The 13,974-nt window shown below is 71.1% G+C and carries 12 protein-coding genes; 6 read left to right on the top strand and 6 right to left on the bottom strand.

The window, feature by feature from the left end:
- Window positions 1–41 precede the first annotated feature (41 nt).
- On the top strand, window positions 42–1,070 hold the full coding sequence (locus tag ACFC79_RS18645) for a LacI family DNA-binding transcriptional regulator (protein WP_376241383.1): 1,029 nt from the start codon (window positions 42–44) through the stop codon (window positions 1,068–1,070).
- Between the two features lie 326 nt (window positions 1,071–1,396).
- Here ACFC79_RS18645 and ACFC79_RS18640 read toward each other — a convergent pair whose 3' ends face one another.
- Entirely contained in the window at window positions 1,397–2,416 is a 1,020-nt protein-coding gene (locus tag ACFC79_RS18640; RefSeq protein ID WP_376241381.1) for a LacI family DNA-binding transcriptional regulator, read from the bottom strand.
- Between the two features lie 102 nt (window positions 2,417–2,518).
- Between ACFC79_RS18640 and ACFC79_RS18635 the strand changes: the two genes are divergently transcribed.
- On the top strand, window positions 2,519–4,396 hold the full coding sequence (locus tag ACFC79_RS18635) for an amidohydrolase (protein ID WP_376241379.1): 1,878 nt from the start codon (window positions 2,519–2,521) through the stop codon (window positions 4,394–4,396).
- Window positions 4,397–4,586: 190 nt separating this feature from the next.
- On the opposite strand, the gene ACFC79_RS18630 is transcribed toward ACFC79_RS18635, so the two are convergent.
- The 4 genes from ACFC79_RS18630 to ACFC79_RS18615 all read right to left on the bottom strand — a co-directional run bounded on the left by ACFC79_RS18630 (window position 4,587) and on the right by ACFC79_RS18615 (window position 7,257).
- Complete coding sequence (locus tag ACFC79_RS18630; RefSeq protein ID WP_376241377.1) at window positions 4,587–5,243, bottom strand: HAD family hydrolase; 657 nt, start codon at window positions 5,241–5,243, stop codon at window positions 4,587–4,589.
- A complete protein-coding gene (locus ACFC79_RS18625; protein WP_376241375.1) occupies window positions 5,240–5,635 on the bottom strand; it encodes a hypothetical protein in 396 nt (131 codons plus the stop codon). The genes ACFC79_RS18630 and ACFC79_RS18625 overlap by 4 nt, the downstream gene beginning before the upstream one ends.
- 300 nt (window positions 5,636–5,935) lie before the next feature.
- Window positions 5,936–6,460, bottom strand: a complete 525-nt coding sequence (locus tag ACFC79_RS18620; RefSeq protein WP_376241373.1) for a transposase — start codon at window positions 6,458–6,460, stop codon at window positions 5,936–5,938.
- A 35-nt stretch (window positions 6,461–6,495) separates the two neighbouring features.
- Window positions 6,496–7,257 carry a DeoR/GlpR family DNA-binding transcription regulator gene (locus tag ACFC79_RS18615; protein WP_376241371.1) on the bottom strand — a complete coding sequence of 254 codons (762 nt, stop codon included), beginning with the start codon at window positions 7,255–7,257 and terminating at the stop codon, window positions 6,496–6,498.
- A gap of 410 nt (window positions 7,258–7,667) precedes the next feature.
- Between ACFC79_RS18615 and ACFC79_RS18610 the strand changes: the two genes are divergently transcribed.
- Genes ACFC79_RS18610 through ACFC79_RS18595 form a run of 4 tightly spaced genes read left to right on the top strand, consistent with a single transcriptional unit; the run spans window position 7,668 to window position 13,310 of the window.
- A complete protein-coding gene (locus tag ACFC79_RS18610) occupies window positions 7,668–9,200 on the top strand; it encodes an APC family permease (RefSeq protein ID WP_376241369.1) in 1,533 nt (510 codons plus the stop codon).
- Window positions 9,197–10,630: an FGGY family carbohydrate kinase gene (locus ACFC79_RS18605; protein ID WP_376241367.1), complete on the top strand. Its 1,434-nt coding sequence runs from the start codon at window positions 9,197–9,199 to the stop codon at window positions 10,628–10,630. Before ACFC79_RS18610 ends, ACFC79_RS18605 begins: the two co-directional genes overlap by 4 nt.
- On the top strand, window positions 10,627–12,063 hold the full coding sequence (locus ACFC79_RS18600; protein WP_376241365.1) for an NAD(P)/FAD-dependent oxidoreductase: 1,437 nt from the start codon (window positions 10,627–10,629) through the stop codon (window positions 12,061–12,063). The genes ACFC79_RS18605 and ACFC79_RS18600 overlap by 4 nt, the downstream gene beginning before the upstream one ends.
- Window positions 12,060–13,310 carry an NAD(P)/FAD-dependent oxidoreductase gene (locus ACFC79_RS18595; protein ID WP_376241363.1) on the top strand — a complete coding sequence of 417 codons (1,251 nt, stop codon included), beginning with the start codon at window positions 12,060–12,062 and terminating at the stop codon, window positions 13,308–13,310. The genes ACFC79_RS18600 and ACFC79_RS18595 overlap by 4 nt, the downstream gene beginning before the upstream one ends.
- Before the next feature lie 172 nt (window positions 13,311–13,482).
- Here ACFC79_RS18595 and ACFC79_RS18590 read toward each other — a convergent pair whose 3' ends face one another.
- Window positions 13,483–13,899, bottom strand: coding sequence for a TetR/AcrR family transcriptional regulator C-terminal domain-containing protein (locus tag ACFC79_RS18590; protein WP_376241667.1), 417 nt, complete (start codon window positions 13,897–13,899; stop codon window positions 13,483–13,485).
- Window positions 13,900–13,974: the final 75 nt, after the last annotated feature.

The following is a 13,974-nucleotide window of genomic DNA, read 5'->3' as shown; positions in this document are numbered from 1 at the left end:
GGAGCCACCCGCGCTCCCAGCCCGCCGACCACAGAGGAACGATGACCGCTCGACAGGTGACCATCGAGGACGTCGCACACGCGGCCGGAGTCTCCCGCCAGACCGTCTCGAACGCCCTCAACGCACCGCACCGGCTGCGCGCCACCACCCTTGCCCGGGTCACCGCCGCCATCGACGAACTCGGTTACCAGCCCGACCAGTCCGCCCGCAGCCTTCGCACCGGCACCCGCAAGGTCATCGGCTATCCCGCCCCCGCCGACAACCCCGCCGACCCCAACCCGCTGATGGGTGGCTTCCTCCAGGCGCTGGTGACCGCCGCCGACGCGGTCGGCCACCGCATCCTGGTGTTCCGTTCCGACCCCCAGCAGGGGGCCGGAGCGGTCGCCAGGTCCTTCAACGGACTGATCGCGGCCCGCCAGGTCGACGGGTTCGTCCTCTCCGACGTCGTCCACGACGACCCCCGCGTCGACGTGCTCACCGAGGCCGGCTTCCCGTTCGCCGCCTTCGGCCGCACCGCCCCCGGCCGCCCGCAGAACTGGGTGGACATCGACTCCACCGCCGCCACCGCCGCCCTGGTCGGACTCCTGCTCGACCAGGGCCACCGCCGAATCTGCTACCTCAACTCCGCCGCGTCCCTGCCCTGGCTCGCCGACCGCAGAGCCGGTTTCCTGCAAGCCGCGGCCGCCGCCCCCGACGGCGCCTTCGAGGTCGGCGTCCCCGACGACAACCCGGCCGCGCTGTCCCACGCCGTCCAGCGCCTGCTCACCGGCCCCGACCGCCCGACCGCCCTGGTATGCGCAAGCGACTGGCTCGCCCTGACCGCCTACCAGGCCATCCGTTCCGCAAACCTCACCGTCGGCGGCGATATCGCCGTCACCGGTTTCAACGACATCCCGCTCTGCACGTTGCTCCAGCCCGCCCTCACCAGCGCGCGCCTGCCCCTGGCCGCCATCGCCCACACCCTCGTCGACCGGCTGATCACCGCCGTCGAGGATCCCGCCGCCGCCCCGGCGAGCGGGCTGCTGCTCCCTGCGGAGCCGGTCGTGCGCGACAGCACACCGGGACGGTAGCGGCGGCCGGCCGTCACTCGGCCGCCGACCCCGCGGTCGGCGGCGGAAGCACATGACTCACCGTGCGTACGGCACCGGCTCTCCGCCGCTGGTGCGGCTGACGCCTTCGCGGACGGACAGGGGAATTCCGGCCCGCGCCGTCACCTCGCCGACCTCGGCCTCGGCAACCGCGGCGATGTCGAATGGGGCCTGCCCTCCCCGCTGCCTCGGTCTCCGCGACGCCGCCTCGGACCCGGGGCGCACAACACCCCCCGAACGGATCCCTGGGCCGACCGGCCGCTGAAGGGCGGTCGCGACCCCGTGATCAACAACCGGCAGGGGCTGTGTCAACCTCCCGGCCGAGTGCAGCCGGACCGGGCCCGGCGGCGTGAGGAGCGGCGGGGGTGGAGGACCGCCGGGACCGTCAGGGCACCGACGGGTGGCGGCGGGCCAGTGGAAGACAGGCGGGAGACCAGGGCCGTCACCGCGGTCTCGGCGATCGTCGCGGGGCGCAGAGTCACGGTGCTCACCGGTGGATCGCTCTCGGCGTAGGCATGGTCCTCGCTGGCGCAGACGAGGAGGAGGTCGTCGGGGATCCGCAGGCCGTGGCGAGCCGCTGCGGCCAGGACCTGGCGACCGCCGGGGTCGTAGACCGTGTAGACCGCGTCGCAGGCGCGGGCGGCGAAGACGGCGTCGAAGCCGTGGCCCGAGGTGTCGTACGGGTCGAAGGTGAGGACCAGCGGAGTCCGGGCGTGTTCGTGGCACCACTGCTGGTAGGAGCGGGTCACGGTCCGGGTGTAGTGCTCGTCGCCGTATCCGGCGTGCAGGGCGATCCGTCGGGCGCCCGAGGCGGTCAGGTGGCCGAGAACCTCGCGGGTGGTGGCGATGTGGTCGTTGTCGACCCAGATGTCCCCGGGCCTCGGATCGACGGGGCGGCCGTCGAAGACGAGCGGGATGCCCCGGGCGCGCAGCGCGCGCAGTACCGGGTCTTCCGCGGGGCTGTCGAGAAGCAGCATGCCGTCCACGGTGAGGGTGTGCCAGGGCGTCTCGGCCCCGCAGGTGGCGGGGAGGATGGTCAGGGCGTAGCCGTGGGCGTGCGCGGTGGCTGTGGCAACAGTGAGGAGTTGGGCGAAGTACGGGACATCGAGGAAGTTCCAGGCCGATCCGGCATAGGTGGTGACGGCCACGCCCAGGGTTTTCCCGGCCCGCGGGGCTCGCTGTGCGCCGTAGCCGAGCGCGATGGCCACCTCGCGGACCCGGCGGCGCGTGGAGTCGGCGAGCCGGCCCGTTCCGTTGAGAGCGTGCGAGACGGTGGCGGTGGAGACCTCTGCGGCGCGTGCCACATCTGCGAGAGTGGGCCCTGACATGGCGTCATCCTACGGATTCAGTCGTTCCGAACGGGTTCTGGTTACGGCGTTAATCAAAGAGGGTCCGGCCACAGCGAATGCAGCCCAACCCTTGGAGTGGCCATGACTTCTTCTCTCGCCCGGCGGACCGTGCTTGCCGCGGGTGCGGCCGGACTGGTGGGTGCGGCGGCCGGCCCCGCAGCCGCCGCACAGCGGAGTGCCGCCGCCCTGATCGTCCACAACGCACAGGTGTTCACCGGACTTCCCGGTGCCCGCCCCGTCGAGGCCGTGGCCGTCGGGCGCGACGGCCGGATTCTCGCCACCGGCCGGGGCCGCGACCTGCGCCGCCTCGCCGGACGTGGCACCGAGATCGTCGACGCGCGCGGTGCGACCGTGATGAGCGGTATCCACGACGGCCATGTGCATCCGCTCTCCGCGGGCGACCGCTCACTGCGCCCCTCCCTGGAGGGCGCCGAGACGACTGCCGAGGAACTCCTGGCGATCCTCACCGGCTTTCTCCAGGACACGCCGGGCCAGGAACCCGAGGGCTGGCTGGTGGTCTCGGACTGGAACCCGATCGGTCTGCTGCCGCACGGCACCCTCCCTCACCACTCGCTGCTCGACACCCTTCCCACGCGCCGCCCGGTCGCGCTCATCGGGGGCGACGGCCACAACATCTGGGTCAACGCCCGTGCCCTGGAGATCGCCGGTATCACGACGGCGACCCCCGATCCCGTGGGCGGAAAGATCGTGAAGGGGCCGGACGGGCAGCCCAGCGGAGTGCTCAAGGACGACGCCCAGCCGCTGGTGACCCGTCACATTCCGGAGCCCGGCGAGGCCGAACTGGTCGCCGCCTGCGCCCGGGTCCTCGCCCAGGCAGCGGCTTGCGGCGTGACGACCATGATGGACGCGATGGTCGGGCAGAGCGAGCTGGCGCTCTATCGGGCTCTGGCGGACGCGGGGTCGTTGCCGCAGCGGATCGTCCCCGCGATCAGGATCGATGCGGACCTGGTGAAGGATCCGAAAGCCGCCCTTGCCCATGCGCACGGGCTGCGGCACTCCTTCCGTGACGTACCCGGGCTGCGGTTCGGGACGATCAAGGTGTTTCTCGACGGGGTGATCGAGTACCCGGCGCAGACGGCGGCGCTTTTGGCACCCTATCTGGACGGTTCCGGACACCCGACCGACAACCGCGGTGAGCTGTACGCCACCGGACAGGAATACGGGCGGCTGACCGAGGTCTTCAACCGGGCCGGTTGGCAGATGCACGCTCATGGACTCGGCGATCGCGCGGTGCGTACGGCGCTCGACGGGTACGCGTACGCCCGGCGCACGACCGGGCTGCGTGGTGCCCGGAACACCATCGCTCACCTCCAACTGGTGGACCCGGCGGATCTGAGGCGGTTCGCCGCACTGGACGTGGTGGCCTGCATGCAGCTCCAGTGGGCCGCACAGGACACGTGGACAATGGAGGCGCTGCTGCCGTACATCGGGCCCGAGCGGCACCGTTGGATGTACCCCGCCCGCTCCCTGGAGCGGCACGGGGCCCGGCTCTCGGGCGGTTCGGACTGGCCGGTGGACCCGCTCCAGGTGTGGAACCAGATCCGTACGGCGATCGACCGCACGGGCGCGGAGGGCGAGGGACCGCTCTACCGGGAGCTGGAGGGGCTGAGCCGTACGTCGACGCTGCGGATGCACACGCACGGCACGGCATGGCAGCTGCGCATGGACCGGCTTACGGGAACCGTCCGCCCCGGGCTGGCGGCGGACCTGATCGTTCTCGACCGCGATGTGACGAAGTGCCCGGTGGCCGACATCAGCGACACCCGTGTCGAGCTGACCCTGGTGGGCGGCCGGGTCGTCCACGACGCGCACTCGTCGGCGGGACGGGCCGCGGCCGCGCGACTCGACCGGGCCACCGCCGCTCCGCGCCCGTCGGCGAGCGCGGCGGTGCACGGCGGACGGCACCGGGCCTGCGGCCATGGCGACGACCGGCCGTAGCGGTCCGGCCCCGCATTTCTGACCGAACGTGCCGGTGGGGCGGCACGGACCCTTGCGTACCGCCCCACCGGATGGCCCGGGCGTTTCGGACCGCGGTCCGGGCCGCCGCGGAGCGAGGTGACCGGCTGCTCCACGCCTGGGTGCTCGTCCGTCGTGGAAGGGGACCACTTGGGGCAGAGCTCGTGCCGTCTCAGCGCCAGCGCTCGTGACGGATGTCCGCGGAGGCGTTGGTGAGCTTCGCGATCGAGCGGCGGGCGGCATTGACGGTGACGGTCCGACGGGCGACACGGGCGAGCGGGAGGTCGCTGGCCGAGTCGGTGTACAGGACCGCTTCCTCGGGGGCGAACCCCAGCGCTCGGACGGCGTCGATCTTTGCTTCGCCCACGTTGTGCGCCACGAGGCGAGGCCCTCGTGGGGTGAAGTCGAGCCGGGAGGCGGCCAAGGGGATGCCGTGCAGGCCGACACCGTCCAGAAACGCACGCGCGAGGTTCTCCTCCGAGGCTGTCGCCACGACTGTCGGCCCCTCGTCGAGGGCGCGCCGGCACCTTGTCACGGCCTGCCCGACCGCTGTCCGGGCCGCCATGGTCCGGCCCGTCGCGGCGGCCAGCTCCTCGTACTGGCCGCGGGTCATTCCGCGCAGCGCCAAGGCTACGATCGCCCGGTTCATCGCGGGCCTCAGCGCGCCGTCCGGTGGTGCGGCCGAGGCGAGCAAGAACGGTGGGAGCGCAGCGGCGAACCGGGGAGGACGAGCTGCCAGACGGGCTCTGACCAGTGACGACAACGTGTCGTCGCTGGTCAGGACGCCGTCGAGGTCGAAGATCGAAGTGATGTTCTCGGTCGGGTTCACTGTGGGAGGGTGTCGGCTTTCGTCTCGACGAGAGGGTCTGCGGCAGTGGGCACGCCCACCTCGACGACCGCCGGATCAGGGAGGACATCGCGGAAGCCATCGCCGTGGACAGCGTTCATCGGGTCGAGGCCGGCGTCGATTCGGCCGAAGATCTCGCGCGCCCGCGCTGCTGCCTCGGCATTTTCGGCGGCCCCGTCGGCGGCCCCGGCCCTCATGTCGGCGGCGAAGACCTGGTTCCCGACGCGGGCGGCCCGGGAGCACCCGAGCACGGGCTCGCGGGAGGACTCCGAGAGATGTTCCCGCGCCGGGACACGGGATCCCTGGGTTCCGGTGGAGAGCTGGAGCCGTCCCTCACTCCCGCGCGGGGCGGTTGCGGCGGTTCGTCCGGTCATGGAAGGCCGGTTGCGGCGTCTCGATCTTGTCATGACGCGTCGCTGCTCCGATGCCCGAACATGTGGAAAGTTGACTGTTTCTGTCTGTGATTGTGAACGCGGTGGCAGGAGGGAGTCAAGAGGAGGTCCAGGCGGGGCGTCGGTGGATCGTCCTGCACGGCCGCGGTGGAACGGCTGGATTCCTCGCGCTGCTCCTCGGGTGCGTGCACGCCCACCACGCCGGAGGCAAGGGATCTTCCGATGCTGGGAGATCTGCCGGCGTTGAGCCTGACTCGGTCGGGGATCTTGGAGTTGTTGATGTCAGGTGCCCAGGGTTCGCCATGACTTCGGCCGGGGCATCTCGCGCTGGTCGAGGTAGTTCTGGAAGGCGGTCGGTCGGCGGGGTGTGGGGGGTTCCTCGGTCGGTGGCAGTCGGCGGAGGCGTTCGATGTTGACGGCGATGGCCGTCAGGACGTGCTGGACATGGGCCTTCCCGTGTCCTCGGTAGCGGCAGCGGCGCATGCCGTGTCCGTGGGCGAACTCGTTGACCGTGCCCTCCACTCCGGAGCGGACCGCGTATCTGGCCTTCCACTCGGGCGTCTGCTGTTCGGTACGGACGCGGAGTTGCAGGACGTGGAGTTCGCGCGGGGGAAACCCCACGGTGCGGGCGCTGTCGGTGGTGCTGGTGCACTGAGCGCGGGACGGGCAGGGACGGCACTGGCTCTTGGCGAACCGGGCCACGGTCAGCGGGGCGGCGGTGGGCGAAGGGGTCGGGTAGGGGCAGTGCCGGCCCGCGCCGACCTGTCCTCGGGCCGCGACGGTTCTTCGGGCGGTCCTTCGGGACACGGTCCTTCGGGACCCGTCCGTCGGGACACGATTCCTCAGGCCACGACGATGTTGTCGCCCGCCGCGTCGAGGGCGTCGCTCAGGTCGTCCGGGCAGGGACTGTCGGTGATGAGGGTGTCGAAGCCGTCGAGTTCGCAGACGCGGTGGGCGGCCGTGCGTCCGAACTTGCTGGAATCGGCGAGTACGTAGCGGTGGGACGCGTTGGCGAGCATGGCGCGCTTCGTCGCGACTTCGTCGAGGTGGAAGTCGGTCAGGCCGTAGGAGGCGATGCCGCCGGAGCCCAGAAAGACCGCGTCCGCGCGCAGGTTGTCGAAGAACTCGACGGTCTGGGCGTTGGAGCAGGCCAGGTCGCCTCCGCGCAGCCGCCCGCCGCTGACCAGGACCTCGACGCGCGGGCGGGAGCTGACTTCGGCGGCCACGAGCAGGGACGGGGTGGCGATGACGCCGACGTGGTCGGCGGGCAGGGCGCGGGCCACCTCCAGAGCCGTGGTGCCGACATCGATGACGACCGTCTGGTTGGGTTCGATCAGGGCCGCTGCGGCTTGGCCGATGGCCTGCTTCTCGGCGAGGAATGCGCCCCTGCGTTCGTTGAAGGATGCCTCCTCCCCGACGGGGGACCGGACGGCGGTGGCCCCTCCGTGGACGCGTGCCAGTTCGCCGCGGCGCTCAAGGAGGGCGAGGTCCCTGCGGATCGTCTCGTGGGAGACGCTCAGCAGGCTGGTCAGGTCGTCCGTCGTGATGAATCTGAGCCGGGCGATCTCGGCGACGATCCTGCGGTGACGCTCGGCTGCTAGCACGTCCGACCCTCTCTGATTGACTGTTTCTGTGGAACCCTGACTGCATTCTAGGGCTCATGTGATGTCCAGAACGCATCGCCGGCGGCCTCGAAGTTCGGTTTTCTCTGCAGCTCAAGGCGGTTTCTGCTAAGCGATCAGCGGCGGCTCCCCAGGTCGGGAACGTGAACCCTTGACGGCAAACGGGCAAGGGTCCACACTCTCAGCAGTCAATAGTCCACACAAACGGTCACGTGCGACTGTTGACAGGTATCGAGGTGGCGCGGACCGCGCGCCCTTGCAGCTGTCCCGCCACGGACAGGCTCCAGCGCATCCCTGTGGGGCGCGCGCCTTGATACCGACCGCATCCGGTTCTCCACCACCCACTGGCTTCCGCGGCGACGGCGGGGCACTCTGAAGCAGGGAACGAGGTCATGGCCAAATCAGAAGCAGGTGCTCAGGCGCCAAGAACGGCTGAGGGGCAGCAGGGCGAGCCGAACCAGGTGATGGCGCGGGAACTGGGCTGGTACGCCTCGTTCTCCGTGGCGTTCGGGTTCGTATCGATCGCGACCGGGATCTTCACGGCCTACGGCTCGGTGCTCGCCACCTCGGGCCCACGCGGCATCTGGGCCTGGCCGATCTCCGTGGTCGGCCAGCTCTGCATCGCCCTCGTCTTCGGAGCGCTGGCGGCGCGCATCCCGATCAGCGGGTACTCCTACCAGTGGGTGTCGCGGATCGTCGGCCCCGTGTGGGGCTGGATCATGGGCTGGATCTCGTTCGCCTTCCTCGGGGTCGTCGTGGTCGCCGTGGACTACACGATCGCCTCCACGATTCTCCCCGAGCTGTTCCAGTACGTCGGCACGACGCAGAACGCCTGGGTCATCACGGCCGGCGTGGTGCTGCTGCAGGCCATGCTGGTCGCCGCGTCCACGCGCATCACGCACAAGGTCAACAGCGCGGCGGTGACAGCGCAGCTCATCGGCATGATCGCGCTGACGGTGCTGCTGTTCGCGGTGGGCTACTTCACCGGCAAGCTCGACTTCGCCAACCTGTTCGACACCGGGACGATCCCGGAGAGCGGCTACTACGGTCTGGGCGGCGGAACCCACGCCGGCCCCTTCGCCCTGGCGTTCCTGCTCGGCGCGTTCACCATCGTCGGATTCGAGTCCGCGGCGAACCTGGCGGAGGAGACCAAGAATCCCGCCCGCGTCATCCCCAGGGCGATGGTCCAGGCCGTCCTGTCCCTGGGTGTCCTCGGCTTCCTCTTCCTGGTCGCCGTGACCGCCGCCGTCGGCCAGGTCGACGGCGCCGCCGAGTCGGCCACCCCGGTGGCCACCGTGATCACCGCCGTGCTCGGGTCCGTGGTGGGCAAGGCCCTCCTGGTCCTCGTCGTGGTCTCGATCTTCTCCTGCGGACTGGTGATCACCCTCAGCGGAACCCGCCTCGTCTACGCGATGTCCAGGGACGAGCGCTTCCCCGGATGGCGCCTGCTCGAGCGCATCCACCCCCGGACGGCGACACCGCTGAACGCCACCGTGTTCATGATGCTCATCGCGCAGATCGTCCTCGCGGTCTTCTCCCGTTCCACCGACGCCCTGTTCCAGCTGTTCTCCGCCGCCACCCTGCTGCCCGCCGTCATCTACGCCGGCACGGTCGCGATGTACGCGGCCAAGCGCTCCTCCCTGCCGCCGTCGCGCGGCTTCTCCCTGGGACGGTGGGAGGTCCCGGTCCTGCTTCTGGCCGCGGTCTGGCTGGTGTACGAGCTGCTCATCTTCCGGGACGCTTCCTTCCGCGGCCCCTGGGCCTACGTCCTGGTGCTGTGCGGGATCGGCGCCGTCTACCTGGTGGCGCTCATCGCCCGGCGCGGACGCGCTGCCCTGACGATGCCGGACATGGCCGACGTCGACCGCGCCCTGGACAGCGCCACCGCACCCTCCGCGGCCGACATGGAAGGAGCCCCGCGATGACCACGATCCTCGCCATCGACCAGGGCACCTCGGGCACCAAAGCCATCGTCGTCGACGCCGAGGACGGAACGGTCGCCATAGCCGAGGAGACCATCCGCCCCGCCTACCTGCCCGGGGGAGGCGTCGAACAGAATCCGTACGAACTGCTCGACTCCGTCCTCACCGCCGGCCGCCGGGCCGTGAGCATGGCCGGCCGGCCCATCGACGGCGTGGCCCTGGCCAACCAGGGGGAGACCGTCCTGGCCTGGGACGAGGCCACGGGAACGCCGCTGTCCCCGGCGATCGTCTGGCAGGACAGCCGTGCGGAGAGCATCTGCGCCGAGCTGGCCGAGCACCGCGAGGACATCGCGCGGCGTACCGGTCTCGTTCTCGACCCCTACTTCTCCGCACCCAAGATGGCGTGGCTGCGCCGCAACCTCACCCGTGACGGGGTGGTGACCACCACCGACACCTGGCTCGTGCACCACCTGACGGGCGAGTTCGTCACCGACGCCTCCACCGCCAGCCGTTCGCTGATCTTCGACCTGGACGGCGCGGCGTGGGACGGGCAGCTCGCCGAGCTGTTCTCCCTCGGCGACGAGCGGCTGCCGCGCATCGTCGGCAGCGACGAGGTGGTCGGCACCACGCGCGCCTTCGGGCAGGAGACGCCGGTGGCCGGCCTGATCGTCGACCAGCAGGCCGCCCTGGTCGCCGAGGCATGCCTGGAGCAGGGCACGGCCAAGTGCACCTACGGTACGGGCGCGTTCCTGCTGGCGAACACGGGACCGGTTCCCGTGCGCTCCAGCGCGGGCCTGACGACATCGGTGGCCTGGCAGGCCGCGGGGCGGACCCGGTACTGCCTGGACGGTCAGGTCTACACCGTGGCCTCGGCCGTGCGCTGGCTCCAGGACCTCGGTCTTCTCCAGTCCGCCACCGAGCTCGACGCGCTGGTCGCGGAGGACAGCGAGGGCGTCCTGTGCGTCCCGGCGTTCGCCGGACTCGCCGCTCCGTGGTGGGCTTCCGAGGCCACGGCCTCCCTCACCGGCCTGACCCTGGCCACCCGCCGCGAGCACCTCGTACTGGCCGTGCTCCAGGGCATAGCCGCCCAGGTCACCGAGCTCACGGCCCTCGTCGGCCGCGACCTCGACCGGCCCCTGGACCGGCTGCGCGCCGACGGCGGACTGACCAACTCCGCCGCCCTCATGCAGGCCCAGGCCGACATCGCCCAGCTTCCCGTCGACATCTACCCCAACGCGCACGCCACCCCCCTCGGCGCCGCCGCGCTCGCCCGCTGCGCGCTCGACCCCGCCATCAGCCTCGAAGAGGCCGTCGGCGACTGGCAGCCGGCAGCCGTCTACGAACCCCGCTGGTCCGAGGACCGGGCCCAGGAGTTCCGCACCACATGGGCGCAGGCCGCCGCGGCCTGCGCCACCAAGGGAGACCACTCATGACCCCCACCCCCCACCGTTCTCACCCCGAAGTCTTCGACATCGTGGTGATCGGAGGAGGCATCGTCGGCTCGGCCATCGCACGCGAGCTGTCGGGCCACGACGTCTCCGTGGCGCTGCTCGAAGCCCGCGACGACGTCGGAGACGGAACCAGCAAGGCCAATACCGCCATCCTGCACACGGGCTTCGACGCCAAACCGGGCACGCTGGAGTCCCGGCTCGTGGCTCGCGGCTACCACCTGCTGAGCGATTACGCCAAGGCCACCGGAATCCCCGTCGAGCACACCGGCGCCGTGCTGGTGGCCTGGAACCAGGAGGAGCTCGACGCCCTGCCCGCCCTGAAGGAGAAGGCCGAGGCCAACGGATACGAGCACTGCCGCATCGTCGACGCGGACGAGGTGTACCGGGTCCTGCCCGATCTCGGCGAGGGTGTGCTCGGCGGCCTGACCGTTCCCGACGAGTCCATCATCTGCACCTGGACCACCAACCTCGCCCTGGCCACGGACGCCAGGCAACGCGGGACGACGATCCTGCTCGAACACGCCGTGACCGGCGTCGACGTGGGCGACGACGCGACGACGCTGCACACCGCCCAGGGCGACGTGCGCGCCCGCTGGGTCGTCAACGCGGCGGGCCTCGGCGCCGACACGATCGACCGGTTCTTCGGCCACGACCGCTTCACCGTCACCCCCCGCCGCGGCGAGCTGTTCGTGTTCGACAAGCTGGCACGGCCCAAGGCCGACAAGATCGTCCTGCCGGTGCCCTCCTCCCGCGGCAAGGGCGTGCTCATATCCCCGACGATCTACGGCAACGTCATGCTCGGGCCCACCGCCGAGGATCTCACCGACCGCACCGACACCGCCACGTCCGAGGACGGCTACGACTTCCTCCTCGGCAAGGGCGCGCGGCTCATGCCGAGTCTGCTCGACGAGGAGGTCACCGCGAGCTACGCCGGACTGCGTGCCGCGATCGACCGCGACGACTACCTCATCGAAGCCACCCCCGAACAGCGGTACCTCCTTGTGGGTGGCATCCGTTCCACCGGCCTGACGGCCGGCATCGCCATCGCCGAGCACGTCACCGGGCTCCTGGCGGAAGCCGGACTCGGACTCCGCAGCCGCGGCGACCTGCCTGCCCCGCCCCGGATGCCGAACATCGGCGAAGCCACCACACGCCCCTACCAGGACGCCGACCTCATCGCCGAGGACGCCGCCTACGGCACCATCGTCTGCTTCTGCGAACGGGTCACCGAGGGCGAGATCCGAGACGCCTGCCACGCCCCGGTGCCCGCGCGCAGTCCGGAAGGGCTGCGTCGACGCACCCGGGCCATGAACGGCCGCTGCCAGGGCTTCTTCTGCGGCGCGGCCGTCGCCGCCCTGCGTACCCGGCACCAGACCAACGACGGCTGCTGCAGCCAGCACAAGGACAACCGATGACCCACCAGCTGCCCCTCATCGAGCCCGATGTCCTCATCATCGGAGGCGGTCCCGCAGGGCTCACCGCCGCCGCCGAACTCGTCGACCGCGGTGCCGGGCGGGTCCTGGTCGTCGACCGGGAGAAGCAGGCCGGCGGCATTCCCCGGCACAGCGACCACACCGGATACGGCCTGCGAGACCTGCGCCGTGTGATGACCGGCCCCGTCTACGCCCGTCACCTGACCGACCGGGCGGCACGGTCCGGAGCGGAGATCCGCACCAGCACCATGGTCACCGGCTGGTCCGACCAGCGCACCGTCGACGTCACCAGCCCCGAGGGCCGCTACCAGATCCGTGCCCGGGCCATCGTCCTGGCGACAGGCGCCCGCGAACGGCCCCGCACCGCACGCCGCATCCCCGGAGACCGCCCCCACGGGGTCTACACCACCGGCCAACTCCAGAACCTCGTCCACCTCCACCACCAGCCCGTCGGCAAGCGGGCCGTCATCGTCGGTGGCGAACTGGTCAGCTGGTCCGCGGCCATGACCCTCCGTGAAGCCGGCTGCACCCCCGCGCTCATGATCAGCAAGTACCCGAAGGCGGAGTCCTACGGCGCCTTCAACGCCGCCGGCCGCACCGTTCTCCGTGTTCCGGTCGCCACCCGCTGCCGGGTCATCCGAGTCCTGGGCAAGGGCCGCTGCGAGGCTGTCGAGATCGAGCACCTCGACACGGGCAGGCGCCGAACCGTCGAATGCGACACCGTCGTCTTCACCGGCGACTGGATCCCCGACCACGAACTCGTACGTTCCGCGGGCATCACCCTCGACGAAAGCACCCTCGGCCCGCTCACGGACACCGCGCTGCGCACCAGCCGGCCCGGAGTCTTCGCGGTCGGCAACATGCTCCACCCCGTCGACACCGCAGACGTGGCCGCCCTCGACGGCAAGCATGTCGCCCAGCAGGTCATCGACCACCTGGCCGGAAGGCGCGAGCCGACCGAGGGGGTCCGCCTGATCGCCGACGCCCCGTTCCGCTGGATCGCACCGCAGATCCTCCGCCCCGGCGATCCGGCTCCGGCCCGCGACCGGCTCCTGCTCTGGACGGACGAGTTCGCCCGCTTCCCCAAGGTGACGGTCCGTCAGGACGGCCGCGTCGTCACCCGCCGTACCCTCGCCTGGCCTGCGGCCCCCGGTCGGGTCTTCCGTATCCCGTCCTCGGTCCTCGACGGGATCTCCCTCACCGGGGGCCCCGTCCACATCACCATGTAGCCTGTCGCGCCACGAGTTCGCGGTGGTGCCCCGCATCCGCCGGCCACCATCGCGGACTCGCTCCGCCTTCAGGAGCGTGAGACCTTTCCGGCGCCCTGCGGAGGTGTGTCTCCCGGCCGATCCGTTCGCCGACCTGTTCGCCCTCTCGCAACGCCCCGACTCCGGACGCGCGTCATGCCCCCGGATCGGCCCTCCTCGCACGGACGAGCGTGGCGGCGGCGTTGTCCAGCAGCATCTCCAGCGCGGTCGGGTAGGCGCTGTCGTTCATGCGGGCGATCAGCAGGGGGACCGTGGCCGCGATGTTCGGATGGGTCGTTGCGGGGAGCCGGGCGTAGGTCGCCTGCCAGACCGCTTCGTCGGCGGCGCGTGCGGAGTGCGGGAGGGCGAGGCCGGCCGCGTCCAGCGCGGCGAAGGCGAGCGTCTGGTCGATGAACGCGTGGTAGACGCGCACCGCCTCGGGGGCGGGCAGGCCCGCGGAGCGCAGCACCCCGAGGATCGCCTCGTCGGCGTCGATCTCGTTCGCCCGGCCACTGACCCGGCTGGCGGTGAGCACGGCCGCCTGCGGGTGGGCGAGGTAGGCGGAGTGGATGCGCAGACCCAGGTCGCGCAGTCGGTGCGCCAGTCGCCCGGGCGGACCTGGTACTCCCAGCCGGCCCCGGAAGCT

It is taken from the genome of Streptomyces sp. NPDC056061 (assembly GCF_042266885.1).
Classification (GTDB): Bacteria; Actinomycetota; Actinomycetes; order Streptomycetales; family Streptomycetaceae; genus Streptomyces.
Note: the sequence above shows the minus strand (reverse complement) of the source record. Positions and strands in the feature narration are given on the sequence as shown.

Coding starts and splice junctions, on each gene's coding strand:
- ACFC79_RS18645 (WP_376241383.1), top strand. CDS start 42: ATGACCGCTCGACAGGTGACCATCGAGGACGTCGCACACGCGGCCGGA.
- ACFC79_RS18640 (WP_376241381.1), bottom strand. CDS start 2,416: ATGTCAGGGCCCACTCTCGCAGATGTGGCACGCGCCGCAGAGGTCTCC.
- ACFC79_RS18635 (WP_376241379.1), top strand. CDS start 2,519: ATGACTTCTTCTCTCGCCCGGCGGACCGTGCTTGCCGCGGGTGCGGCC.
- ACFC79_RS18625 (WP_376241375.1), bottom strand. CDS start 5,635: ATGACCGGACGAACCGCCGCAACCGCCCCGCGCGGGAGTGAGGGACGG.
- ACFC79_RS18610 (WP_376241369.1), top strand. CDS start 7,668: ATGGCCAAATCAGAAGCAGGTGCTCAGGCGCCAAGAACGGCTGAGGGG.
- ACFC79_RS18605 (WP_376241367.1), top strand. CDS start 9,197: ATGACCACGATCCTCGCCATCGACCAGGGCACCTCGGGCACCAAAGCC.
- ACFC79_RS18600 (WP_376241365.1), top strand. CDS start 10,627: ATGACCCCCACCCCCCACCGTTCTCACCCCGAAGTCTTCGACATCGTG.
- ACFC79_RS18595 (WP_376241363.1), top strand. CDS start 12,060: ATGACCCACCAGCTGCCCCTCATCGAGCCCGATGTCCTCATCATCGGA.